This window comes from Halococcus salifodinae DSM 8989 (assembly GCF_000336935.1).
GTDB classification, from domain to species: Archaea; Halobacteriota; Halobacteria; order Halobacteriales; family Halococcaceae; genus Halococcus; species Halococcus salifodinae.
The window spans coordinates 1-23,245 of sequence record NZ_AOME01000056.1; the positions used below are offsets into that span (position 1 = coordinate 1).

The 23,245-nt window shown below is 66.2% G+C and carries 21 protein-coding genes; 14 read left to right on the forward strand and 7 right to left on the reverse strand.

Features of this window, described 5'->3' with window-relative positions; genetic code table 11:
* Positions 1 to 119 precede the first annotated feature (119 nt).
* The gene (locus tag C450_RS11095) at positions 120 to 314 is read left to right on the forward strand and encodes a hypothetical protein (protein ID WP_005043482.1); all 195 of its coding nucleotides are present in this window, start codon (positions 120 to 122) and stop codon (positions 312 to 314) included.
* Positions 315 to 326: 12 nt separating this feature from the next.
* On the opposite strand, the gene C450_RS11100 is transcribed toward C450_RS11095, so the two are convergent.
* A complete protein-coding gene (locus tag C450_RS11100) occupies positions 327 to 1,685 on the reverse strand; it encodes a M28 family metallopeptidase (RefSeq protein WP_005043483.1) in 1,359 nt (452 codons plus the stop codon).
* Between the two features lie 130 nt (positions 1,686 to 1,815).
* Between C450_RS11100 and C450_RS11105 the strand changes: the two genes are divergently transcribed.
* The 5 genes from C450_RS11105 to C450_RS11125 all read left to right on the forward strand — a co-directional run bounded on the left by C450_RS11105 (position 1,816) and on the right by C450_RS11125 (position 6,513).
* Positions 1,816 to 2,265: a hypothetical protein gene (locus tag C450_RS11105; RefSeq protein WP_005043484.1), complete on the forward strand. Its 450-nt coding sequence runs from the start codon at positions 1,816 to 1,818 to the stop codon at positions 2,263 to 2,265.
* 97 nt (positions 2,266 to 2,362) lie between these two features.
* Positions 2,363 to 4,153, forward strand: coding sequence for an oligoendopeptidase F (gene pepF, locus C450_RS11110; RefSeq protein WP_005043485.1), 1,791 nt, complete (start codon positions 2,363 to 2,365; stop codon positions 4,151 to 4,153).
* Between the two features lie 63 nt (positions 4,154 to 4,216).
* Positions 4,217 to 5,434 carry a proteasome-activating nucleotidase Pan2 gene (gene pan2 / locus C450_RS11115; protein ID WP_005043486.1) on the forward strand — a complete coding sequence of 406 codons (1,218 nt, stop codon included), beginning with the start codon at positions 4,217 to 4,219 and terminating at the stop codon, positions 5,432 to 5,434.
* An 89-nt stretch (positions 5,435 to 5,523) separates the two neighbouring features.
* Positions 5,524 to 6,078 carry a pyruvoyl-dependent arginine decarboxylase gene (locus C450_RS11120; protein WP_005043487.1) on the forward strand — a complete coding sequence of 185 codons (555 nt, stop codon included), beginning with the start codon at positions 5,524 to 5,526 and terminating at the stop codon, positions 6,076 to 6,078.
* Positions 6,079 to 6,123: 45 nt separating this feature from the next.
* Positions 6,124 to 6,513: a DUF5811 family protein gene (locus C450_RS11125; RefSeq protein ID WP_005043488.1), complete on the forward strand. Its 390-nt coding sequence runs from the start codon at positions 6,124 to 6,126 to the stop codon at positions 6,511 to 6,513.
* A 283-nt stretch (positions 6,514 to 6,796) separates the two neighbouring features.
* Here C450_RS11125 and C450_RS11130 read toward each other — a convergent pair whose 3' ends face one another.
* The 3 genes from C450_RS11130 to infB form a co-directional block, all read right to left on the reverse strand.
* The gene (locus tag C450_RS11130) at positions 6,797 to 7,303 is read right to left on the reverse strand and encodes an RDD family protein (protein WP_005043489.1); all 507 of its coding nucleotides are present in this window, start codon (positions 7,301 to 7,303) and stop codon (positions 6,797 to 6,799) included.
* A gap of 146 nt (positions 7,304 to 7,449) precedes the next feature.
* Positions 7,450 to 7,698, reverse strand: a complete 249-nt coding sequence (locus tag C450_RS11135; RefSeq protein ID WP_005043490.1) for a hypothetical protein — start codon at positions 7,696 to 7,698, stop codon at positions 7,450 to 7,452.
* 62 nt (positions 7,699 to 7,760) lie between these two features.
* Positions 7,761 to 9,578: a translation initiation factor IF-2 gene (infB, locus tag C450_RS11140; RefSeq protein ID WP_005043492.1), complete on the reverse strand. Its 1,818-nt coding sequence runs from the start codon at positions 9,576 to 9,578 to the stop codon at positions 7,761 to 7,763.
* 152 nt (positions 9,579 to 9,730) lie between these two features.
* On the opposite strand from infB, the gene C450_RS11145 reads away from it, so the two are divergent.
* The gene (locus C450_RS11145) at positions 9,731 to 9,973 is read left to right on the forward strand and encodes a PRC-barrel domain-containing protein (protein WP_005043494.1); all 243 of its coding nucleotides are present in this window, start codon (positions 9,731 to 9,733) and stop codon (positions 9,971 to 9,973) included.
* Positions 9,973 to 10,431: an NOB1 family endonuclease gene (locus C450_RS11150; RefSeq protein ID WP_005043495.1), complete on the forward strand. Its 459-nt coding sequence runs from the start codon at positions 9,973 to 9,975 to the stop codon at positions 10,429 to 10,431. Before C450_RS11145 ends, C450_RS11150 begins: the two co-directional genes overlap by 1 nt.
* Positions 10,432 to 10,452: 21 nt before the next feature.
* Here C450_RS11150 and C450_RS11155 read toward each other — a convergent pair whose 3' ends face one another.
* Positions 10,453 to 11,217, reverse strand: a complete 765-nt coding sequence (locus tag C450_RS11155; RefSeq protein WP_005043496.1) for a CPBP family intramembrane glutamic endopeptidase — start codon at positions 11,215 to 11,217, stop codon at positions 10,453 to 10,455.
* An 87-nt stretch (positions 11,218 to 11,304) separates the two neighbouring features.
* On the reverse strand, positions 11,305 to 12,591 hold the full coding sequence (locus C450_RS11160) for a hypothetical protein (protein ID WP_005043497.1): 1,287 nt from the start codon (positions 12,589 to 12,591) through the stop codon (positions 11,305 to 11,307).
* Positions 12,592 to 12,666: 75 nt separating this feature from the next.
* On the opposite strand from C450_RS11160, the gene C450_RS11165 reads away from it, so the two are divergent.
* From C450_RS11165 to C450_RS11190, 6 genes are all read left to right on the forward strand, one after another.
* A complete protein-coding gene (locus C450_RS11165; protein ID WP_005043498.1) occupies positions 12,667 to 13,242 on the forward strand; it encodes a hypothetical protein in 576 nt (191 codons plus the stop codon).
* 62 nt (positions 13,243 to 13,304) lie between these two features.
* Positions 13,305 to 13,787 carry a DUF5812 family protein gene (locus tag C450_RS11170; protein WP_005043499.1) on the forward strand — a complete coding sequence of 161 codons (483 nt, stop codon included), beginning with the start codon at positions 13,305 to 13,307 and terminating at the stop codon, positions 13,785 to 13,787.
* Between the two features lie 61 nt (positions 13,788 to 13,848).
* A complete protein-coding gene (locus tag C450_RS11175) occupies positions 13,849 to 15,828 on the forward strand; it encodes a PPC domain-containing protein (RefSeq protein WP_005043500.1) in 1,980 nt (659 codons plus the stop codon).
* Positions 15,829 to 15,907: 79 nt separating this feature from the next.
* Positions 15,908 to 17,539, forward strand: a complete 1,632-nt coding sequence (locus C450_RS11180; RefSeq protein ID WP_241430369.1) for a PPC domain-containing protein — start codon at positions 15,908 to 15,910, stop codon at positions 17,537 to 17,539.
* Between the two features lie 81 nt (positions 17,540 to 17,620).
* Positions 17,621 to 18,478 (forward strand): protein translocase subunit SecF, encoded by an 858-nt coding sequence (gene secF / locus C450_RS11185; RefSeq protein ID WP_005043503.1) that lies wholly within the window; start codon positions 17,621 to 17,623, stop codon positions 18,476 to 18,478.
* A complete protein-coding gene (locus tag C450_RS11190; RefSeq protein WP_005043505.1) occupies positions 18,475 to 20,118 on the forward strand; it encodes a preprotein translocase subunit SecD in 1,644 nt (547 codons plus the stop codon). The genes secF and C450_RS11190 overlap by 4 nt, the downstream gene beginning before the upstream one ends.
* Positions 20,119 to 20,689: 571 nt before the next feature.
* On the opposite strand, the gene C450_RS11195 is transcribed toward C450_RS11190, so the two are convergent.
* A complete protein-coding gene (locus C450_RS11195; RefSeq protein ID WP_005043506.1) occupies positions 20,690 to 23,167 on the reverse strand; it encodes a DUF2298 domain-containing protein in 2,478 nt (825 codons plus the stop codon).
* Positions 23,168 to 23,245: the final 78 nt, after the last annotated feature.

Sequence of the window (23,245 nt, forward strand, 5' to 3'; positions counted from 1 at the left end):
TCCCAAACCTCATCACAGTCCACGTTCAACGTCTCTCCGAGCAGGTCTCCGAGTTTCATGACCAATACTCGCTACGACCTGCTCATTCCTCAAGCTACCTCAACTAGACAGTGCCTCGTATGGCGTCCGTCTTCGAGCGCGATACGTCGACGATCGGCACCGTCGTCGGGATCACCGTGATGCTCATCGCCCTGTTCGGCTCCACGTTCCTGGGCTGGGAGTGGGGTGGTTCGGGACAGCCCGTAGCCCTCGTGATCGGGGGTGCTGCGGCCCTCGCGGCGGGGTGGGTCTCGTACCGAAAGCTCCGGGGCTGAGGGAAGCGGCGATCACTCCCAGCTGTCGGGCCAGACGCCCGCCGCGCGCATCCCCGGCTCCGCGCCGTCCTCGTGGAGGCGTTCGCGGAGAGCGTCGGTGTCGACGCGGTCGGGGTCGACCGTCGTGAGTTCGCGGACGAGGAGCGCGGCGAGCATTGCGTGCTCACGGAGGATGCGGGGATCGGCTTTATCGCGGGTGTCGGCCCGGGTGTGGGTCCAGCCGCGCTCCCACCGGCCGGCCTCGCCCGCGCGGTGGCTGTGGAGCTGGAGCGCCGGCACACCCTCGTGGAGAAACGGCCAGTGGTCGCTGTAGGGATGGGGACGGTCGCTCACCGAGATCGGCTGGGCGGTGTGATCGCTCACGCGCTCGGCCGCATCGGCCATCGCGTCGGCAGTGTGGGTGATCGCGTGGAGGTCGCGGTGGCGGCCGGCTCCGTCGACGTTGACGACCGCTTTCACGCGGTCGAGATCGACGGCCTCGGCGAGCGCCGCGCTGCCCATCAGGCCGAGCTCCTCACAGCCCACGCCCGCTACTCGAACCCCGCAGTCGAGATCGAGATCGGCGAGGATGCGAGCGGCGGCGACCGCGACCGTGATCCCGCAGCCGTTATCGAGCGCGCCCTCCGCGACATCGTGGGCGTCGTAGTGGGCGAGCAGCACGATCTCCTCGTCGGTATCGGGGCCCAGAGAACCGACAACGTTCTGACTCTCGCTCTGCTCGGTCGTCGCCGCCACAGCGATGGACGTGTCCGCCCCGCGGTCTGCGTACTCGGTGAGCCACGCGCCGGTCTCGTGGCTCACGCCGATTCCGGGGATCGCGGCCTCGTGATCGAACCGGAGCGCCCCGGTGGGCGGGAGCTGGCCGGGGCGGTGGTTGTGGAAGACGAACGCTGCCGCGCCAGCGGCCGCGGCGTGTCCGAGCTTCTCCATTCGGTGGACTCGACGCTCGCCCGCCGGCGAGTCGGTGCTCGCGAGCGCCACCTTCCCCCCGACATCGGCGGCATCGATCTCGTCGGGCGTTCCATGGCCGACGTCGACCAGCTCGCCGTGAACGTCGCCGGCCGGCGAGTACGGCAGCGCAAACGTCTCGAAGGAGCGATCGATCGGCTCGCCCGCCGCGAAACCGTTGTGGCCTGCTGGCGACATGCTGACCGCGAGTTCTGCGCGCCCGCGCGTCCAGCGCTGCATCTCGAAAGGTTCGATCGTGGGCCCGATCCCGGCGCTCTCCAATCCAGCGGCGACGAGGTCGGCGGCCCGGCGCTCGCCCGGATGGCCGCCGAGGCGGTCGTCGATCTCACAGAGTCGCGTCAGGAACTGCCACGGGAACTCGTCGCGCCACGCCGCACCGAGGGCGCGGTCGGTGTCGCTCATACGTTACGAAGCGGTCGCTCATATCTAAAAGACAGGACTAAATAGCTGCTCGTTGTCATTTTGGCTGTTGTATAATGCAGCTTGATGTACATATCCTAAGATTTTTTGTAGTTTGTCCTGTCGAGAGACTATGGCAGACAGTGGTGGCAATCAGCAGCAAACGACTCGTATTCAGCAATCGAGCCAACCATCGTTTGTCATTCGTGCGCTGTGGTACTTGCTCGTCGGGTGGTGGGCAACGGGCATCTGGCTCGGAATATCCTGGCTACTGAACCTCACCATCATCGGCATCCCACTCGGGATTAAGATGATCAACATGGTTCCGAAGGTACTGACGCTCAAAAGCACGCAGAACACCCAGATCGTCACTATCGGCGACACCGGAAGTAGCGTCGAAGTTCACGGACCGAGTCAGCGAAGTCTCGTCGTGAGAGGGGTGTATTTCCTCTTGGTCGGGTGGTGGGCAAGCGGCATTTGGATGGCGCTTGCGTGGCTCGTCTCATTGACGATCGTCGGGTTGCCGCTGGCGATATGGATGTACAATATGCTCCCGGCAATCGTCTCGCTGTATCGATACTGAGCAATACTCGCCAGCGATTCGGCCCCTCTCGCTAGCCGATCAGACCACAATTTGTGATTTGAGAAGGCTTACCTCAGTCCCCTCGCAACACTTGCCCATGAGTTCGGTTCCCGAACGCGGCGAGATCGACACCGAGTACACGTGGGATTTGGGCGACCTCTTCGCCTCGGACGAGGCGTGGGAAGACGCCTTCGACGCGGTCGAGGCACGCCTCGACGACCTCGCGGCCTACGAGGGGCGGACGACGGAGAGCGCCGCGACCCTGCTCGCAACGCTCGAAACCCGCGAGGAACTCATGCGCGAGGTCGCGAGCGTCGCCGCCTACGCCAAGCTCCGCAGCGACGAGGACACCACCGACCAACACTACCAGGCGCTCGCCTCGCGGTCGGGGACGCTCGCCACCGACGCCCGGAGCGCGGCGAGTTTTATCGAACCCGAACTCCAGGACTGCACGCGCGAGGAGCTCGACGCGATGGTCGACGAGGAACCCGAACTCGCGACCTACGAGCACTACTTCGATGACGTGCTCCGGATGAAACCCCACACCCGCTCGGCCGAGATCGAGGAGCTCCTCGCGGATCTCAGCGAGGTCACTGGCGGGGCGAGCGAGGTCTACAGCCTGCTCACCAACGCCGACATGGAGTTCCCCACGGTCGAGGATTCCGACGGTGATCCCGTCGAGATCTCGCTGAGCAACTTCACGACCCTCCAGAAACGCCCCGACCGCGACTTCCGTCGGGAGGTCCACGAGGAGTTCTACGACGAGTGGAGCGAGGTCCGGAACGCGGTCGGGACGGCCCACCACAACAGCGTGAAGGCGGACGTCAAACTCGCCGAAGCCCGCAACTACGACACCGCACGCGAGGCCTCGCTCGACGGCGCGAACATTCCGGTTTCGGTGTACGACACCCTGATCGACACGGTTCACGACAACCTCGACCTGTTGCAGCGCCACGCCGACCTCAAACAGGAGGCGCTCGGCGTCGACGAGCTCCAGATGTGGGACGTCTACATGCCGCTGGCCGACGACGAGAGCCCCGACGTGTCCTACGAGGAGGCCGAAGAACACGTCATCGAGGCGGTCGCGCCGCTCGGCGAGGACTACCAGAACCGGCTCGCGGAGGGTCTCGATTCCCGGTGGGTCGACGTCTACGAGAACGTGGGCAAGCAGTCGGGGGCCTACTCTGGAGGGACGTACGACTCCCAGCCGTACATCCTGATGAACTATCAGGACGACATCGACTCGATGTACACCCTGGCCCACGAGCTCGGCCACTCGTTGCACACCCAGCTCGCGAGCGAGACCCAGCCCTACGTGTATGGCGGCTACGAGATCTTCGTCGCCGAAGTCGCCTCCACAGTCAACGAGGCGCTCCTGACGAACCACCTGCTCGATACCGTCGAGGACGAACGGTTCCGCCGCCACGTGCTGAACGAGTATCTCGAACGGTTCCGATCGACGCTCTTTCGCCAGACGATGTTCGCGGAGTTCGAGAAGAAAACCCACGAGCTGGTCGAGGCGGGCGAGGCGCTCACCCCGGATCGGCTCGACGATATCTATCGCGGCCTGAAGGAGGAGTACTACGCGACGAGCGTCGTCGACGACCGGATCGCCCGCGAGTGGATGCGGATTCCCCACTTCTACCGGGCGTTCTACGTCTACCAGTACTCCACCGGGATCTCGGCGGCGGTCGCGCTCGCCGAGAGCATCCAGGAGGACGGCGAGGCTGCCGCGAAACCCTACCGGAAGTTCCTCGAATCCGGCTCACACGGATACCCCATCGATCTCCTCCGAGAGGCCGGCGTCGACATGACGACCGCCGACCCGATCGAGGCGGCGCTTGCGGCCTACGACGACGCACTCAGCGAGTTCGCGGCGCTGTCCTGAGGCCCATAATTCTCCCGAACCCAAAGGGACTTTTAACGCACGGCCCCTACCTTCGGGTATCGAATGTCACACAGCCCGTCCCTCCCGGACCGTCCCCGGCTCGATCTCGACCCCGAACTCACGGACGCCGAGCAGGTGTCGGCGCTCGACGAGCATCTCGCGGAGATCGCGCAGGTCCACGACGAGCTGGCCGAGCGACTCGACGACGCCGAGGCGCGCCGCGAGGAGCTCGAGAGCGAGGCGGGGCGGCTCCAGCGCGAGAACGAGACGCTCAAAACCTCCTCGCTGTACGTCGCCACGGTCGAGGAGCTGACCGACGAGGGTGCGATCGTGCGCCAGCACGGCAACAACCAGGAGGTGCTGACCGAGATCTCTCCGACGCTCGAAGAGGAGATCGGCAACGGTGATCGGGTTGCGGTCAACGATTCGTTCAGTGTGCAGCAGACCCTGTCGAGCGAGACCGACGCGCGCGCCCAGGCGATGCAGGTCGATACCCGCCCGCAGGTCACCTACGGCGACATCGGCGGGATCGACGACCAGATCCGCGAGGTACGCGAGGCCGTCGAACTCCCCCTGAAGAGCCCCGAACGGTTCGATACCGTGGGGATCGAGCCGCCGACCGGCGTGTTGCTCCACGGCCCGCCGGGCACGGGCAAGACGATGCTCGCGAAGGCGGTCGCGAACGGCACCGACGCCACCTTCATCAAGATGGCGGGCTCGGAGCTCGTCCGAAAGTTCATCGGCGAGGGCGCACGCCTCGTCCGGGACCTGTTCGAGCTCGCGAACGAGCACGAACCTGCCGTGATCTTCATCGACGAGCTCGACGCGGTCGCCGCCAAACGCACCGACTCGAAGACCTCTGGCGACGCCGAGGTCCAGCGCACGATGATGCAGCTGCTGAACGAGATGGACGGGTTCGACGAGCGCGGTGACGTCTCGATCATCGCCGCGACGAACCGCTTCGACATGCTCGATCCTGCGATCCTCCGGCCCGGCCGGTTCGACCGGCTCATCGAGGTTCCCGAACCCGACGCCGAGGGTCGCGAACAGATCTTCCAGATCCACACCCGCGGGACGACCCTCGACGACGACGTCGACTTCGAAGCACTCGCCGAACTGACCGCGGGACGGAGCGGCGCGGAGATCGAGAGTCTCGCGACCGAGGCCGGGATGTTCGCGATCCGCGAGGAGCGCACCGAGGTCGAGATGGACGACTTCGAGGCGGCCCTGGAGAAAGTCACGGACGACGACACCGCGGCCGAGCCGATCGCGTTCCACTGACGGCAGGCCGGGAGGCTGCCGACGGATCGATCCGAGAACCTCGTCCCGAAATCACAACCCTTCTCGCCCGCGCACCACTCCGTCAGACCATGAGCACGATCAGAATCGTCGCCGGCACGGGTCGAGGCCCGACGGCGATGGCGTCGTACGACACGGCGCTCGCCGATGCAGGAGTTCACAACTACAACCTCGTGTCTGTCTCCTCGATGATCCCCGCCGGTAGCGATATCGAACGTCACGACACTGCGCCCGATCTCGGCCCGGTGGGCGAGCGTCTCACCGTGGTCGAGGCGCGCGCCACGGTCGAAGCGCGCGCAACCGATGGGGCGGCGAGCGTGACGGGCAGCGCCGCGACCGACGACGTGGAACCGGCGGACGCGACCGCGGCCACTGCCGGACTCGGCTGGTCGGTCGCGGACGCGGGTCGCGGGATCTTCTACGAAGCGTCGGGGGCCGATCCGGAGACCGTCCGCGAGACGGTCTCAACGGGGTTGGCGGCGGGTCGGGACCTCCGCGAGTGGTCGTTCGACGACGAGGCGATCGTGATCGAAACCGTCGACAGTACGGCCGATGAGAACGATTCCGGACGGTTCGTGACGGCGATCGTGCTCGCGGTCTACGGCGAGAGCGAGCCGATCCTGTAGCGGGAGGTTTTTGACTGGGGCGCTCCTACCGTTCCTGTCCTTCTTATGAACGGAAACACGCCCTACGCGGGCCGGCCGGACGCGACCGCCGCTGGGCAGCGCGCGAGCGCCGATATTCCAGAGCTCTCGGCCGACGAGCGTCGTGAGCTCCGCGCCGGGCTCGATACGGTGGCGGCCCGGACCCGCGAGTTCCTCCCCGACGAGTACGTCGTCGGCGCACAGATCGTCGCCGGCACCAACGGTCCCGAAGGAACGATCGCGGTCCAGCCGCCCGTCGGCCCGGCCGTGAGCGCCGGATTCACTCCGGACGCCGAAGAGCTCGTCGACGGCATCCCCGACGAGGACCGCGACGAGGTCGCCCACCAGCTCGCCGCGACCGCCGCGCTCCAGGTCAAACAGGCCGTCGAGGACGCGATCGCGCCGGTCGCGCAGTAATCGTAATCGCTGCGAATTGAGTCACACAGTCACCCTCGGAGTGATTGTTGAGAGCTGATTTATTCGACCCGCTCAGGCCACCAACACGCCGAGTCGTGGGTCGATGACGACGACTGATTGCACATCGACACCGACGAAACCCGCCTGATTATCGATCCACGGTGAGTCCTCTTGCTGACACCCTGTCAGAAACTAAGTGGTTATTGACAAAGTTATGGTATCGGGTTGTCCTTGATACTGAGAGACTGAGCTAGTAGTCTCAGATTCGTTCTGTCTTGAAGGACTACGGAGCCGTTGTTCGGTCTGCTGAAGCGTCCTCTGGCCGGTCGTTATTCCTCGGTGTTTCGTGGACGACGACTGTGTTGCCAAGACGGTCACCGATCCGCTGTCGCTTGTCCGTGGCCGACATTGCAATGAATCCGATGAGAAAGTAGAAGAGAGAGTCAATTATGTAAAGTAGATTCCGCACCACTGAGGAACTCAGAGAACACGGGCTGCCGTCTTCTTCTACGACTTTGATGCCAAACAGTTTCTTTCCGATGGTGTATCCGTCCCAGAACCCCTCCAGTAAAAACCAGTAGAAAATGATGGCGGCGGAACCGATCAAAAATATAATGGCGCTGATTACGGCCCCTGCATTGCCACCCATTGCACCGCCAAGTCCGACTATTCCAAAGAACATGATTGCAAACATGATAGCCGTGATTATCTGGTCGACTATCTGGGCTCCGATTCTGGCACCGACAACGCTAGTGTCGTCCCGTGTCGGTGGGGTTGGATATCCTGCCATATCCGGACATCTGCAATAGGCCACTTAAACCTAGTGAACATACTGCTGTGCGAACGACACGCTCGGCGTTTGCCACTCGTGTCCCCGCCGCAGGTCTATCAAAATAAGTACGAACCGCGTCCACTACCGTCGACCGACAGCAAAACTCAGTTCGCGTACGCTCCACTTGGCGGATCGTAGAACAGCGCGTAGCCGAGCGTGGCGAGTGCAGGTACCATCGCGACCGCAAGCGCCGCCGGCAGCGACGCGCTCGACACGACGCCAACGGCCCAGCCCGCGACGAGCAGCACGGGCAGAACGAGGAGCACGAGGTCCGCTGGCGCGACCGTCGGCCGGCGCTCGCGGATGAGTTCGACGACCGACTCACCGTCGTCGCGCTGGCTGGAGCGAGTCATCGTTCACGTCGCACTGACTCGTGCCGGCTAATTAAATATTATTACTGCGTGTGCAACCCGGACTACTTCCCCCAGAAGGGGTCGCGCTGGCGGTGTTTGTCGAGATAGATGTGCAGCGCTTCGAGCTCGTCGGCCGGAATGTCGTCGGTGAGCTCCTGTTCGAGCACTTTCGCGTGTTTCTCGGGGATCTCCGACCACAGCTCGTCGCCCTCCTCGATCTGGCGACCCACCGTGGGGCCGTCGATGGCGACGCTGACGCGCTCTCCCGCGCGGGCCTGATCGACGTCCTCACCCTGCTCTTGGATCCCCTTGACCTGGCCGAGGCGCTCGGGCTGGTTGCCCTCGAAGTTCACCACCCGCGAGTTCTGCTTCAGCGTGCCCGTCAGGACTTCGACGCCGACCACAGCGGGATCGTTCTGGCGGAAGGTGTGATCCGGAAGGAGCTGGAATCGGGCGGGGCGGGCGATGTTGTCGAGGATCGCGTCCTGCTGGGCGCGCTCGCGCTCCTCGATGAACTCCTCGTACTCCTCGACCAACCGATAGATCACGTCGCTTTCGAAGATCCGGACATCCTCGACATCGGCCCGGTCGGCGGCATCGTCGAGCACATCGATCCCGAAGGCCATCACGGTCTCGTGGCGTTCCTCGTCGGCGGTGCTCGCCACCGTGACATCGCGCGGCGCGACGTCGCCGACCTCCGCGCGCACGATCGGGATTTCAGCCTCGTCGAGCGCGTCCGCAACTGCTTCCAAGCTGCCGAGCGTGTCGGCCTTGACCACGACGCCCTGCTCCTCGGTGGTGACACCGAGCGCGGCGAGTTCGGCCTCGACTTCCTCCACGATGTCCTCGCGCTGGCGGTTCCTGAGCACCCGGACCGGCGCGCCCGCCATCGCGCTATCGAGATCGGGTGCGGCGATCTTCAGCCCCGCCGCCGCGGTCACCGACTCGACCTCCTCGAATCGCTTTTCGGTGCGGATCTCGGCGAGCGGCCGGGGCTGGAGCAGCGCGCGCACGTCGGTCACGATCGGATCGCCCGTCCCGCCGACCACGATCGTGTCGTCCGCCGTCACCGTGCCGTCGTAGAGCACCACGTCGATCGCCGTCCCAAACCCTTTCTGCTCTTTGACCTCCAACACTGTGCCTGCGCCCGGCCCGTCGACATCGATCGCCATCGCGTCCTTGAGATAGCGCTGGGAGAGACCCATCAGCACGGTGAGAAGGTCGGGGACGCCCTCGCCGGTTTCGGCGCTGACGGGAACGACGCCGACGTTGTTGGCGAAGTTCTGGACGCGCCAGTACATGTCCGCCGAGAAGTCGTGATCGGAGAGGTCGCCGATGAGGTCGTAGAGGCGTTCGTCGAGCGTCGAGCGCGCACGGTCGGACTGGGCGTCGTAGCTCCCCTGGATCGGGGTGTTCTCCTGTGGGTTCCAACCCGGCGTCGTGTCGACCTTGTTCGCCGCCACGACGAACGGCGTCTCGGTCCGCTGGAGGATGTCGATCGCCTCGATGGTCTGGGGCTGGAACCCGTCGTTGACGTCGATCACGAGGATCGCGATATCCGCGAGCGCCCCACCCCGAGAGCGCAGCGTCGAGAAGGAGTGGTGGCCCGGCGTGTCGATGAACAGCAGGCCGGGAAGGTCGAAGTCGGTCGGATCGACCAGCGAGCCCGCGATCTCGGAGACGGTTTCGAGCGGGACGGCGGTCGCGCCGATGTGCTGGGTGATCGCGCCCGCCTCGCCATCGATCACCGTCGAGCCCCGGATCCGATCGAGCAGGCTGGTCTTGCCGTGGTCGACGTGACCGAGCACGGCGACGATCGGTGTTCGAAGCGTCTCACCAGTAGAATCGGCCGCGTCGGCGTCCGTGTGTGTCTCAGACATCTATCTCACCCGAGAGAAACTCGTTGTGTGATACAGCCGACGGCCGTAGTTAAGTTCGTCGTCACGCGGGTCGTGCCGATCGCGGCGATCCATCGCGTTCGCGACTCGGAGCCTCCGTGGTGTTTATAATGACAGCCCCCAGTAGACCGGGTATGCCGGACGTACTCGCACGGAGCCTGCTCGACAAGGCCGTCATGGGCTCGGATGGAACCGAACTCGGCACGCTCTCGACCGTAACGCTCGACTCCGAGACGGGACAGCTCCACGACCTCGTCATCACGCCCCGAAACGAGGCCGAGGGGCAGATCGACCTCGAACGCGACGACGAGGGCCGGTACACGGTCCCGATCGGCAGCGTCCAGGCGGTCAAAGACCACATCGTCGTCGGTCGGTGATGGAACTCTTAGACGCCTCGGCGTTCATCCACGAGTACGACGCCGACGGAGACATCGCGACGATCCCCGCGGTCGAAGCCGAACTCGACGGCGAGAGCGCCTACCGCTTCGACGCGCTCGAAGGCGGCGGAATGTACATCCACGTCCCCGAGGAGGCGGTCGTCGAACGGGTCGAACGCACCGCCCGCGAGAGCGGCGACGCGGCGGAGCTCTCGACCACCGACGTCCGACTCCTCGCGGCCGCATTCGAACTCGATGCACGACTCGTGACCGACGACTACGCGATGCAGAACGTCGCCAAGCGCCTCGACGTGCGGATCGAACTCATCGCGCGCGAGGGGATCACCGAGGAACGCGACTGGGAGTTCCAGTGTGCGGGCTGTGGCCGCGAGTTCGACGAGAACAAGGATCGGTGTCCGATCTGCGGCAGCGATCTCGCCCGGAAGAACCCCTCGTAGCCGCGACGAGCTGTTTTCGACCTACAGCAGCGCGGGCGCGCTCCCGGTCGCATCCACCCACTGGATCGCGAACAGGGTAGCGTTGTAGAGCCCGTGGACGACGATCGGCACGAGGAGGTTCTGTGTGCGTTCGTAGATCCCGCCGAGAACCACGCCGAGCAGCGCCGCGACGACGACGTACGCCAGCTGTCCGGTGCCGCCGCCGATGAGTGCGATCAGGTGGACCGCCCCGAACAGCGCGCTCGCGATCCCGACCGCGACCGCCGGGCCGAACGCCCGCCGGAGCAGCCCCTGGGCGGCCCCCCGGAAGACGAGCTCCTCGAAGGGCGCGACGAACAGCAACGTGACCGGGATCATGTAGAGGAACACGACCGGGTTCTCGCGGCCCATCGCGATGACCTGGTTCGTGGCGGGCACGATCCCGAACTGCGAGAGGACGGCACTGACGCCGGTCGAGAGAGTCAAGAGAGTGACGACACCGGCGACGATCCAGCCGACGCCCCGGAGATCGATCGCACGCGCCCGCAGCACCGACCACGCGTCGGCGAGTGTGAGATACGCGGCGACCGCGATCCCGAAGCCGACGAACTGAGCGATCGAGCGGACGATGTAGTTGAGCGTGGTATCGAACCCGGCGATCCCCGTCTCGATGAGCACGGTGGACGCAAGCGACGCGGCGACGCTCCCGAGGAGAACGGCGAGCGCGATGACGGTGACCGCCGACAGAAGATCGAGGAGCGCGCTTTGTCCATCGACACCCGCAGATTCGCGGTGATCCGACGCCATACGTTGCGCAGGCTTGGAACGCCGGGCGAATACGTCCTCCGATCTTTCGTCGATCGTAGCGGTCTCCGGTCGACGTCGGTCACGCGGTCACTCGACGACGAGTTCGGTCTTCTCGTCCACGGCGTCGGCCTCCGCGAACTCGCCGCCGCCGAGCAGCCCGCGCGCCGCGCGCTTGCCCCACTCGACCGCGGGTTGGTTGAACGTCTCGATCCCGTAGAGTTCGCCCGCGAGAACGCAGGCGGCCTCCATCGTGTAGAGCAGTTCCCCAACCGCGCGCTCGTCGAGCCGGTCGAGTTCGATGCGAACGGAGGGCCGGTCGGCGGCCGCGAGGCTGGCCTCGGTGGCGTCGAACTCCGCGTCGAGTAGATCGCCCAGACCTGTTCCGCCGAGGTAGGCGAGTTCCTCGCGGTCGGTGGCCGGGATCTCCCGATCGGGTCGCTCGCGCGGGCGGACCAGCGTCACGAGCGTGTTCGCCGGGCCCGCCCGGTAGCGCTGGAGCTGTGAGTGTTGGTCGGTCGCACCGAGCGCCCGGGTGGGGAGCTGGCCGAGACCGTCCTTCCCCAGACTTTCGGCCCAGAGCTGGGCGAACCACTCCGCGAACGGCTCCAAGGACTCGGCGTAGGGCATCATCGCGTTGACCGCCGCCCCCCGCACGTCGAGCGCGTACGCGATCGCGCCGTAGGCGTAGGCGGGTGTGTCGAACAGCGACCCCGAGAGGTCGGCCGCGCGCCGGCTGCCGTCGAGCACGGCTTCGATGTCGTGGCCGCGGATCGCTGCCGGGACGAGACCCACAGCGGAGAGTGCAGAGAAGCGACCCGGCACGCCGTCAGGAACGGTGAGTGCGGGCAGGTCGTGAGTCTCGGCGAGGTCGCGGAGCGGGCCCGATTCGCCGGTGGTCACCACCGTCCGATCGGTCCAGTCGACGCCCGCCGCGTCGTACGCTGCACGGGCCACGAGGAAGTTCGCCAGCGTCTCGGCGGTCGTTCCAGAGCGCGAAACGACGTTGATGACTGTGTCGTCGAGCGGAAGCGCGTCGAGGGTGCGCGAGACGTGTTCGGGATCGACGTTGTCCAGCGTGTGAACATTGGAATCGCCGAGCGCGCCAGCGATCGTGGCTGCACCGAGCGCGCTCCCCCCGATTCCGACCACGAGGACGTGTTCGGCCCCCTGAAGGGGAGCGACCGCCTCAGTGATCGCGTCGGGATCAGTAGTGTGCGGGAGGTTCAGCGCGGCGTAGCCGAACTCGTCGGCATCGCGGCCGCGTTCGATCCGGTCGTGGCAGATCGCGACTCGGTCGTCGAGCCGGGAGAGTGCGTCCCGCGAGATGCCCGGACTGGCCTCGGCGGCGAGCGCGTTGCCGATATCGATTTGCATAGGTGGGGTGGCTCACCCCGTGGTAAAGTCGTTGTCGACCGCGGCGCTTAATCGCCCGGCCGCCCGAGTTTCGGCATGGCCGACGGCTCCGGTACGGTAGAGGGCTCCGAGAGGACCGACGGGGTCGGCGAACACGGCGACGACGAGACGACGTACTCGGGACTGCTGACCGCGATCCCCTACGCGTTTCGCACGAGTCGCTCCCGGCTGTTCAGGGGATATGCGGCCGTCGGGACGCTCGCAACCATCCTGGTGACGGTGTTGATGACGCTCGCACTCGTCACGGTGTTCGGCGCGACCGCGACCGGGACGGGCGGCGGGTCGCTGACCCTCTCGCGGGCGTTTTACGTGGTCGTCGGGCTGTTCGTGGTCGGGCCGATGCTCGCACCGATCCTCCTGGTCGCGCGACGACACCGCCGCGAGGGGTCGACGGCGCGCTACGACGCGGCGCTCGGACTCGCCGGGTTCGTCTACTTCGGCTCGCTGTATCTGGGACTGCTGATCTCGGTGCCACCGGGCCAGCAGGAGTCCGTCAACGGGGCGTTCGCACCGCTCGTGGAGTGGTTCTACACGCTCCCCCAGCTCGCCGGCCTCGCGCCCCCGGTGCTCGCCGCGGTGCTGATCTGGGTGGCCCACCGACTCACACGCTGATACCAACTGCCACCCGCAACGCGACCGGAAAGCCTCAATCCATCGGCGGCCGAAGCGTCGGTATGGCAAAGCACGGAACCTTTCTCGTCACGCACGCCGACGACGATTCGGCGGTGTTGAAGGATACTGCGGACGGCCAGGTCCACACGCTCGCCACGAACCCCGATCCGGGTGGCGACGAACTGGTAGCAGGTGAGGCGATCGAGGCCACCATCGCGCCCGAACCGCCCATGGAAGTGGCGTGGGAACTCCGCGAGATCGACGACCGACGATCGCTGACCGTCGAACGGAGCCCCGAACCGCCGACGACCCAGGAGCGAGAGATCGGTGCCGATCAGGAGGCAGGCGATCTCACCCGACGCGATCGGGCTGGTGTCGGCGAGATTCACGTGCTCACCGTACCGCCTGAACGGACCGAAGCCGCAGTTGAGGACGTGGTGGATGACGAGGCGACGCTGGTGCGGGCGGCCGATCTCGGCGTCGTGCGCGTCGAAGTCCGATCTGACGATGAGGACGGTGTGGTGAGCGTGCGCTACATGCCCTGAGTGAGTGTCACGTCAACAGAAAGCTTATTCGAAGGGGATCGAAATCAGAGATCAGTCACGCATGGATCGAAGGAAAATCGTGGCGGGACTGCTCGTCACGGCGATCTGTCTGCTCGCGGTGGGCGCGTTCTCGACGGCGGCCACCGCACAGTACGACCCGGTGAACGAAACCGAACCGAACGACGACCGGGAGAGCGCGACAGCCATCGAAGAACGACGGTTCGTCGAGGGAGTTGCGAACGAGTCGGACGAGGACTGGTTCAGCTTCGATGCCCGAGCCGGCCATGCGATCAGAGTGACTGGTGGCATGGGGATGGGATCCGCCGATCTCACGCTGTACGGCCCGAACGGCAACCAGCTCGGCAGCGGCAACACCGGCGGAACGGAGGACAACGCCGTCATCGGCGTCACAGCACCAACGGATGGCACGTACTACGTTCGGGCCAGCGGAGTGGATGAGTACAAACAGGGATATAATTTCGCCGTCGCAACCACGCCCCCGGATAGGTTCGAGCCGAACGACGACCGGCAGGGAGCACCGTCAGTCGATCCGGACACGACGGTTTCGGGGACGATCGTCAATACGACGAACGCCCGTGACGAGGACTGGTTCGCGGTCGAGGCGGACGCGGGCGAGAACGTCTTCGCAACCGTCGGTTTGAACGACACCGGCGCTGAGTTCGGGCAGAACGTCCGCGTCGGAATCTACGACGCCGAAGGGAACCGGGTCGGCGAGTTCGGCAGCTCCTCCACCACGATAGACGGGCTCGACGTACGAGGGAACACGACCGAGCAGTTCTCGTCGTCGGCCGACGCCGGGGATCGATACGCCGTCTCCGAACCCGGAACGTACTACGTCCGTGTCTCCGCCGCCGAGACCCGCCTCACCGGCTTCACCGGGTACGACCTCACGATCAACGTGGGCGAGGGACGGTTGGGGGGAGCGCCGGTTCCCCCGGAGAACGAACTCCAGCAGGCGGCCGAGAAGCTGGCCCCGAACGCACAACAGGAGAGCGAACCGAACGGCGAGGCGACGGACGCAACACAGATCGCCCGCCCCACCGTCAGGGGCGTGGCCACCCTGAACGACACCGATTACTTCACACTCGATGTCGAAGAGGGCGAAGAGATTTCGCTCGAAGCAACCCTCGCAGACGGAGCGAACTACGGTGCGCTGTCGGTGGATCTACGCACGCCCGACGGAAACACGATAGTTAGCGGGAGTACGGTCGATCCCGGCACATCCGCCACCATCGCCGACGAAGCTGCCGAACGGAGCGGAAAATATCTGGTCACAGTGCGGCCGGCCGAAGGAGTCGGTCCGTATGGATTGACACGACCGAACGCATACGCGCTGAACGTCGAGCCGAGTCCCGAGAGTGAGTCGAGCGGCCCCACGTCACTCGTCATCATCGGCGGCAGTCCGGATGACAAGGTCACGTACAGAGTGGGCTTCGATGGCAGCGTCGAACGCAGCGGCGCAAGCCACGGCGCACCGATCGACGACGATGGCGTCACCGTCGACAGGGACGTCGACGAAATCGGTAACTCGCGAATCGACGGTCGGCTCGGCGGTGGCGGCGACGCCTATCTCGTCGACGGCTCGATTACGGGCCTCGAACTCGACGGCGACGCACAGGTGTTCATCGACGGCGAGGAGGTCGATCCGGACTCGCTTGGTAGCGTTCCCGATGAGGAAACCGCAACGCCGACCCCGACACCGACAGCCACGCCAACTCCCACACCCACCGCAACCGCCACGCCGACGCCAACCGCGACTGCCACCCCGACACAGACACCGACTGCGACCGCAACAGCGACAGAGACCACAACAGCCACCGAGACCGCAACACAACGCCCGACCACGGAACCGACGACGACCGAAACCACGCGAGCGGCGACCACGACCACGAACGCCAGCGGCGAGGTCGTCGGCAGTACTGCGACTGAGACGACCACATCGACCGGCCCTGGCTTCGGCTTCGTGGGCGCACTACTCGCGGCGATCGTGGCCACCGTGCTCGCGGTCCGGAAGCGCTGACCGGACGTCGATTAGGCGGTCGACGAACACCGCGGAACAGAAAACATATATCACGTTGCCATGAAGCCGAGCGGAAGCCATGAGTCGTACAACGATGTCGAGTCGGGTCGCGATCCTCGCGGTAGCGTTCGCAATCGTATCGAGTGTGCTCGCGCCAGCGGTAGTCGCACAGTCTAGCAACCAGATAGAAAGTGAGCCGAACGACACCCGCGAGAGCGCGACGTCGATCGAAAAGGGGCAGTTCGTCGAGGGCACGGTGAGCGCCAGCGACGAGGACTGGCTCGCGTTCGACGCCGAGGCCGGCCACGCCATCAGAGTGACCGGCGGTATCGGAGCGGAGTCGCCGTCGATCACGCTGTACGGGCCGAACGGCGAGCAACTCGGCAGCGGAACGACCGGCGGGACGGCGGATGCGGTCGAGATCAGTACGACGGCTCCCGAAACGGGGACGTACTACCTCCGGACGAGTTTCGATAGCGAGTACGACGCGCGATACGGCGTCACGGTCGCAACCGGAGCGCCTGATAGTTTCGAGACGAACGACGACCGCGGGAGTGCAGCGGCGATCGAACCCGGTAGCTCACACGACGCGACGCTCTTTGCGGGCGAAGACGACTGGTTCGCGGTCGAGGCCGACGCGGGCGAGAACGTCACCGCCAGCGCCGAGCTGACGAACACCGGTGGTGAGGTCTCCCAGAACGTCCGGATGGAGCTCTACGACTCCGACGGCAACCGTGTCGGCGAGGTCGGGGAGAACCCGACCCAGGTCGACAGCGCATCGAACCGCACCTACGGATCGCCGGTCGGCTACCAGCCGGTCGCGAGCCAGTATCACGTCGCCAGCGAGTCCGGCACGTACTACGTCCGTGTCAGTCCGGCCGAATCCGGGAGCGTCGCCGGGTTCGTCGGCTACGAACTGTCCGTCGGGACGGCCGGTGGCTCCGACGACGGATCGTCGGGCGACGCCAGATCGCTGGTGATCGTCGGTGGCAGCCCGGAGGACAAGGTCTCCTACGATGTCGGCTTCGAGGGGAGCACCGAGCGGAGCGGCGAGAGCCACGGCGCGCCGATCGAGGATCGTCACGTGACCGTCGATAGGGACGTCGACGAGATCGGTGACGGCAGGATCGACGGCCGGCTCGGCGGCGGCGGCGACGCGTATCTGATCGATGGTGAAGTGACGGGACTCGAACTCGACGGCGAGGCGCGGGTCTTCATCGACGGCGAGGAGGTCGATCCGGACTCGCTTGGCGGCGTTGCCGCGGAGGACACCGCAACGCCGACACCGACGCCGACCGCGACGCCTACTCCCACGCCAACCGAGACGGCAACCGCGACACCGACGCCGACTGCAACACAGACAGCGACTCCCACGCCGACCGCAACACCAACACCCACCTCGACGCAGACCGCAACGCCAACCACGACGGCGACCTCGACGACGACTGACACCGTAACGACGACCGATACACCGACCCACACCACGACCGGAACGGCCAACGTCACGACCGAAACGGCCAACGCCACGACCGGAACGGCCAACGTCACGACCGGGACGGCCAACGCCACGACCAACGACACCGGTGGACAGGTCGTCGGCGGAGCGGACGCCCAGAACGAAACCACGTCGTCAGGTGGTCCCGGGTTCGGTCTCGTTGGCGGTGCCGTCGCGGTGTTGGCGGCGATTGCGCTCGCCGTGCGGCGAGACTGACTGGATCGTTCGGACGACCGCAGCGGGGCGATTCGAGGCGATATACGAAGGCTTATTCGGGGGCGTTCCGCACCGCAGGACATGGTTGCGTTCGACGTGCCGGACGTGGAGTACACCCGGTACTCGAACCGTCAGCTCGCGGCGATCCCGCTGGCGGTGCTCGCGCTCGCGCTGGTTGTGCTCGCCGGCTGGTACGTCGTGACCGGCGCACCGGTGACGCCGGGGATCGCGTTCACTGGCGGCAGCGAGATCCAGATCGTGACAGACGACAGCCAGGCCGCGATCGAGGACGCCTTCGCCACCGAGCCCGAGTCGGTGCGGGCGGTCCGCGGCGAAGGCAGCTACATCGTCACGTTCCAGTCGACCGACACCGACGCGATCCGGGCGAGCGCCGATCAGGCCGGCTACGAGGTCGAGTCCATCCAGGGAACCTCGGCGACCTTTGGCTCGCGGACCCAGCAGCTCGGTCTGCTCGGCCTCGGCGCGGCGTTCGTCGGGATGGCACTGTTGGTGTTCGCGATGTTCCGGACGTTCATCCCCTCGGTCGCGGTGGTGCTGTCGGCGTTTTCGGACATGGTGATCCCGCTCGCGCTGATGAACGTCTTCGGGATCAAGCTCTCGCTCGGGACCGTCGCCGCACTCCTGATGCTGATCGGGTACAGCGTCGACTCCGACATCCTGCTCAACAACCACATCCTTCGGCGGCGTGGTGACTTCTACGAGAGCACCTACCGCGCGATGCGGACCGGAGTGACGATGACGCTGACGTCGCTCTCGGCGATGGCGGTGATGGCGATCGTCTCGACGTACTTCGACATTCCGCTCCTACCCGAGATCGGGACCGTGCTGGTGTTCGGGCTCGCGGCCGATCTGATGAACACCTATCTGATGAACGTGAGTCTGCTGCGGTGGTACAAGTACGAGGGCGTGGCGCGATGATCCGGGAGAACTGGCGGCTCGTCCTGCTCGTCGTGTTCGTGATCGCTGCCGGGGTCGCGCTGTTCGCGCCCCCACTCGGCGGTGGCGGGGCGAACGCGACCGCCGCCGCGCCGACCGCCGAGGGGCCGACCAACCTCCAGTTCGGACTCGAACTCTCCGGCGGGACGCGGATCCGCGCGCCGCTCGTCGGGCTGACCGCCGAGGGCGTCGATGTCGAACGGGGCAGTCAGGCGAACGTCACTGGGGAGGTCGCGAGCGCGCTGAACGTCTCCGGGGCGGACGTCCAGACCCGGGTCGGCAACGGTTCGGCCACCGTCGAGGTGTTCCCCGATCGGGTCACGAGCGACGGAGCCGCCGGTGCGCCCGGCAACGTCTCACAAGAGGAGTTCACACGGGCGCTCCAGTCCGCAGGCCTCGACGTTTCGAGGGGCGACGTCAGCCAGGGTGTGACCGACCAGACCTACGAGACGGCGGTCAACACCCTCGACAACAAGGTCAGCGAGTCAGGACTTGCGGGCGGGTCGGTACAAACCGTCCAATCGGGGGGCGAGCAGTACATCCAGATCGAGGTACCGAACCAGAACCGCTCGGAGGTTCAGGACCTCGTCGCCGATCAGGGCCGAGTGACGACGGTGGCGTACTTCCCGGTCGAAGGGAACGAGACACCGGCCTACTGCGAGCCGGGGAGCTGGGAGAACACCACGTCGAACGGCACAGTACCGGAGGGGTACTGTAGCGTGACGGTGCTCGACAGCCAGGAGGGGTTTCAGAACATCGAACCCGTCACGCGCGATCGGGATGGACAGCCGGTCGTTCCAGTGACACTGTCTGACGAGGCTGCCGGACCGTTTGCGACGGACATGCGCCAGTACGGATTCGACAACCCGGCGAACGGGACGTGCCGGTTCGAGGAGAGCCGGACCGGTCACTGCCTGCTCACCGTGGTCGACGGACAAGTGGTCTACGCCGCAGGTGTCAATCCGAACCTCGCCCGATCGTTCGCCGGCGACGACTTCGAGAACCGGCCGGCGTATCAGACCTCCGCACCGAACATCTCGGAGGCACAAGAACTCCAGGTCGACCTCCAGGCCGGCGCACTGCCTGCCCGACTCGACCTCGATGCGGGGACGAGTCAGTTCATCCTGCCGGATCTCGCCGAGAAGTTCAAGCGCTTCTCGCTCATCACGGGACTGATCGCGGTGCTCGCGGTGGCGGTCACGGTGTTCATCCGGTATCGTGACCCGCGGGTGGCGATTCCGATGGTGTTGACCGCGCTCGCGGAGGTGTTCATCCTGCTCGGGTTCGCGTCGGCGGTCGGGCTCGCGCTCGATCTCTCGTACATCGCCGGGTTCGTCGCGGTGATCGGCACCGGGGTCGACGACCTCGTGATCATCGCCGACGAGATCCTCCAGAGCGACGTCAAGACCGGCCGGGTGTTCCAGAGCCGGTTCCGCCGGGCGCTGTGGGTCATCGGCGCGGCCGCCGCCACCACCATCGTCGCGATGAGCCCGCTCGCCATCCTCAGCCTCGGCGATCTCCGTGGGTTCGCCATCATCACCATCGTCGGCGTGCTCATCGGGGTCCTGATCACCCGCCCGGCCTACGGTAACATCCTCCGGAACCTCGTGACCGGGGACTGACGGCGGGAGATCTGACGATCCGTCTCGATCGAGCCGGCGAAGCGTCATTGGACCATTTGTTGTCGGCGCGCGGCTGCACGGCGCTCCGACGGAGCGCCGTGCAACCCCCGTGCGAGGGATGACTGAGTGAAGCGAGCAACGCGAGCGAACGAGGGAGTCGGCTGGGGAGGTGTGTGGGCGGTAGGTGTCTGTGATCGAACCGTGAACGAGCAACGCGAGTGAGCGGGTGTTTTTAGCCCACCGGAAGACGCTTCGCGTCTTCCGAGCCTTGCTTCGCTACGCTCAGCAAGACAGGTTTTTGCGACGAGTGGTGGACGAGCGGTGCGAGGTGCGAACGGAGTGAGCGTGGTTCGAAAGACGCTTCGCGTCTTTCGTCATCACGAGAGAGCTTCGCTCTCTCGGACGACCTCGATAGCGAACGGGGAGCGAATGCGACCCGTGAGCGACCGCAGGGAGCGAGCGCACCCGAGGAGTGAAAAAGTGGGTGCGGGAGGCGTGTGGGCTGTGCGGGGCGGTGCGAACGGTTCGGTCGAAAAGGGATCAGGTTCGTGTTCGACACCGCTACCGTGCTTCACTCGGGGCCACAGTCCGTATCGCCGGATTCACAGACAAGGTCGGGATCGACCGCATAGATCGTCACTGCCCGATTCTCGAACGCGACCGAGACGTTCGGCTGGCGCGCGTAGTTCTGGACGTCGCCGTAGCGGTCGCGCTCCGGTGGCCCGACGTAGATGTAACGGACATCGTATCTGTCGAGCACCGGCGCGCCCGCCGACCAGGGTTCGGTGTAGATCGTGTTCACGGCCGCGACGCGCTCCTCGAACGCCGCCGCGCCGCGATAGCCGCGCTCGTGTCGCCACCCGATCACGGTCGGGACGCCGGTGAGGGTCGCGGGCGCGCTCGTCCACGTGTACATCTGGGTTCCCGGCTCGGTAACGATGTTCGGCTGGCCGGAGCGGTTGTCGAGCCACGCGATCGATTCGGCCTGGGCCGGCCAGGATTGTTCGACGAACCGCGTTCCGTCGAGGGTCGGATCGAGACCGGCAGACTCGGCGGGCGGGTCGTCGAAGTGTGCCGATAGCGCGAGGCCGGCGAACGTGCCGGTGGCCGGCACCACGAGCGCCGTGACGGCGAGGACGGCGAGCCCGGCAGCGAGCGCAGTGCGGGGGACCGATCGACCGGCGAGTGCGCGACCGAACGCGTCGCGGGCGGCCGCGAGCAGCCACGCGAGTGCGACGCCGGCGGCGGTGCCCCAGAGCACCCAGACCTGGAGGTACACCTTGAAGACGGTCTTCCAGCGCACGTTCTGGGTGATCGAGCCCGCGCTCACGTACGCGAACTCCACCGCGAGCACGAGCCCCGCGCCCGCGACGATCAACACCGTCTCGTAGCCGATGGGCGATCCAGCATCGAACAGCGTTGCCGCCGCGTCGGACGAACGGCGACGCTCCGGAGGGCGATTTCCGTCCACCGGTTCCTCCGTCGGCTCCCGTGAGGTGTCGGCACGTGTGCGACACAGCACCCAGCCGACGACGACGAACGGGCCGGCGAGCGCGACCGCCGCGAGGTCGACGGCCAATCCGAGCACGGCGAGCACCGCGACGCTTGCGACGCCCACGACGGCGAGCGCTCTCGGCGGCGCGCGCGCGAGTCGAGCTCGCAGCCATCGCGGCCGGCGCGCGACGAGGTAGAGCGCGAAGAGCGTGAGGAAGGCTCCATGGACGAGAAACAGCTCGCCGAGGCCGCTGCGCGGTGGGAGGAACCTGACCCCGCGGACTTCCGGGCTGTGAAAGAGGAGGAACGGCGACGCGAGTACCGCACCCGCGAGGCCGCCGGCGCACGCGACCCCGGTCGCGACGAGCGTTCGCGAGAGTTCGTGTCGGAGCCGGGCGAGACTGGCCGTGGCGTCCGGCGGGGCGGGGAGATGCCGGGCGATCGCGTCGGGCAGCAGCGTCGCCGGTCGAGCGTCACCAAGGGCGAGCGAGAGCCAGAGCACGCCGACCGCGCTCGGCACGCTCCACGTGCTGATCAGCGCACACAGGCCCACCGCCGGCGGGAACGCGACGAAGACGAGCGCGCGCCGGCGGGTGAGAACGGTCTCGGGAGTTCGGTAGTACGCAAAGGAGAGTGCGACGCAGCCGAGCAGGAACGTCATCGCGATCATGAACGCGCTCAGGTCGCCGTTGAGGAACGACCAGAGCGGGAAGACGTTGAGCGTCCCGTCGATCACGTACCGGCCGTACCAGTACGAGAAGTTTTTCGGGACAGTGAGGTTCGCGAGCGCCTCCTCGTAGGGGACGCCGCGGACGCCCGCGAACAGGACACGGCCGTACTGTGCGGCGAGATCGTCGGGGAGCAAACCGAGGAGCATTCTTCCGGGCGTCGCGAGATTACCCCCCACTCCGACGAAGAGGGCCGCGAGCGCGCCCGCGAGGCGGTGCGAGTGACCGTGAGAGTCCGCGATCGCACCCGCGAGACCGTAGGCGGCGGTCACGAGCGAGGCAAAGAATCCCGCGAGCGCGAGGTTGTACGCGTAGCGCGCGGGCGTGTCGGTGAGCATCGAGAGCAGCGCGGTCATCACGAACCCACCGTAGTAGTACCGGAGACGCTCGCCCGCGAACCAGAAGTCCTCCGGCGGTAGTCGATCCGCGCGCAGCACCGTCTGAATCAGCCCGAAATCGAGAAACTTCTCGCCGCCACCGGGATGCACCGCCGGATCGATCGCCCGGATCGCGAGCATGAACCCAAAGGCGAGCCCGAACACCGCCATCGCGGCAGCGAGACCTCGAAGGTGGATCGACCCGCCGGCGCGGATCGCGAGACCCGACGCGACGAGGAGGACCACGACAGCGATCCCGACCGCGACCGGCCCGAACGTGACGTGGCCGACCCAGTAGGCGACCAGCGTGAGGACCGTGAGCGAGATCGGGAGCGCGAACGTCGCGCCGCGGTCGGGGAAGCGCTCGAACAGCAGGGACGCGATCGGGAGTCCGACGAGCGCGAGGAGGGCGTAGGCCACGAACCACAGGGCGACGAGACCGTACTCCATTCGACCGACCAACCGGCGCGGGACGCCAAAGGGATTCCGTTCGTAGCGTCGCTATCGGTCCGCGAACAACCGCCGGAC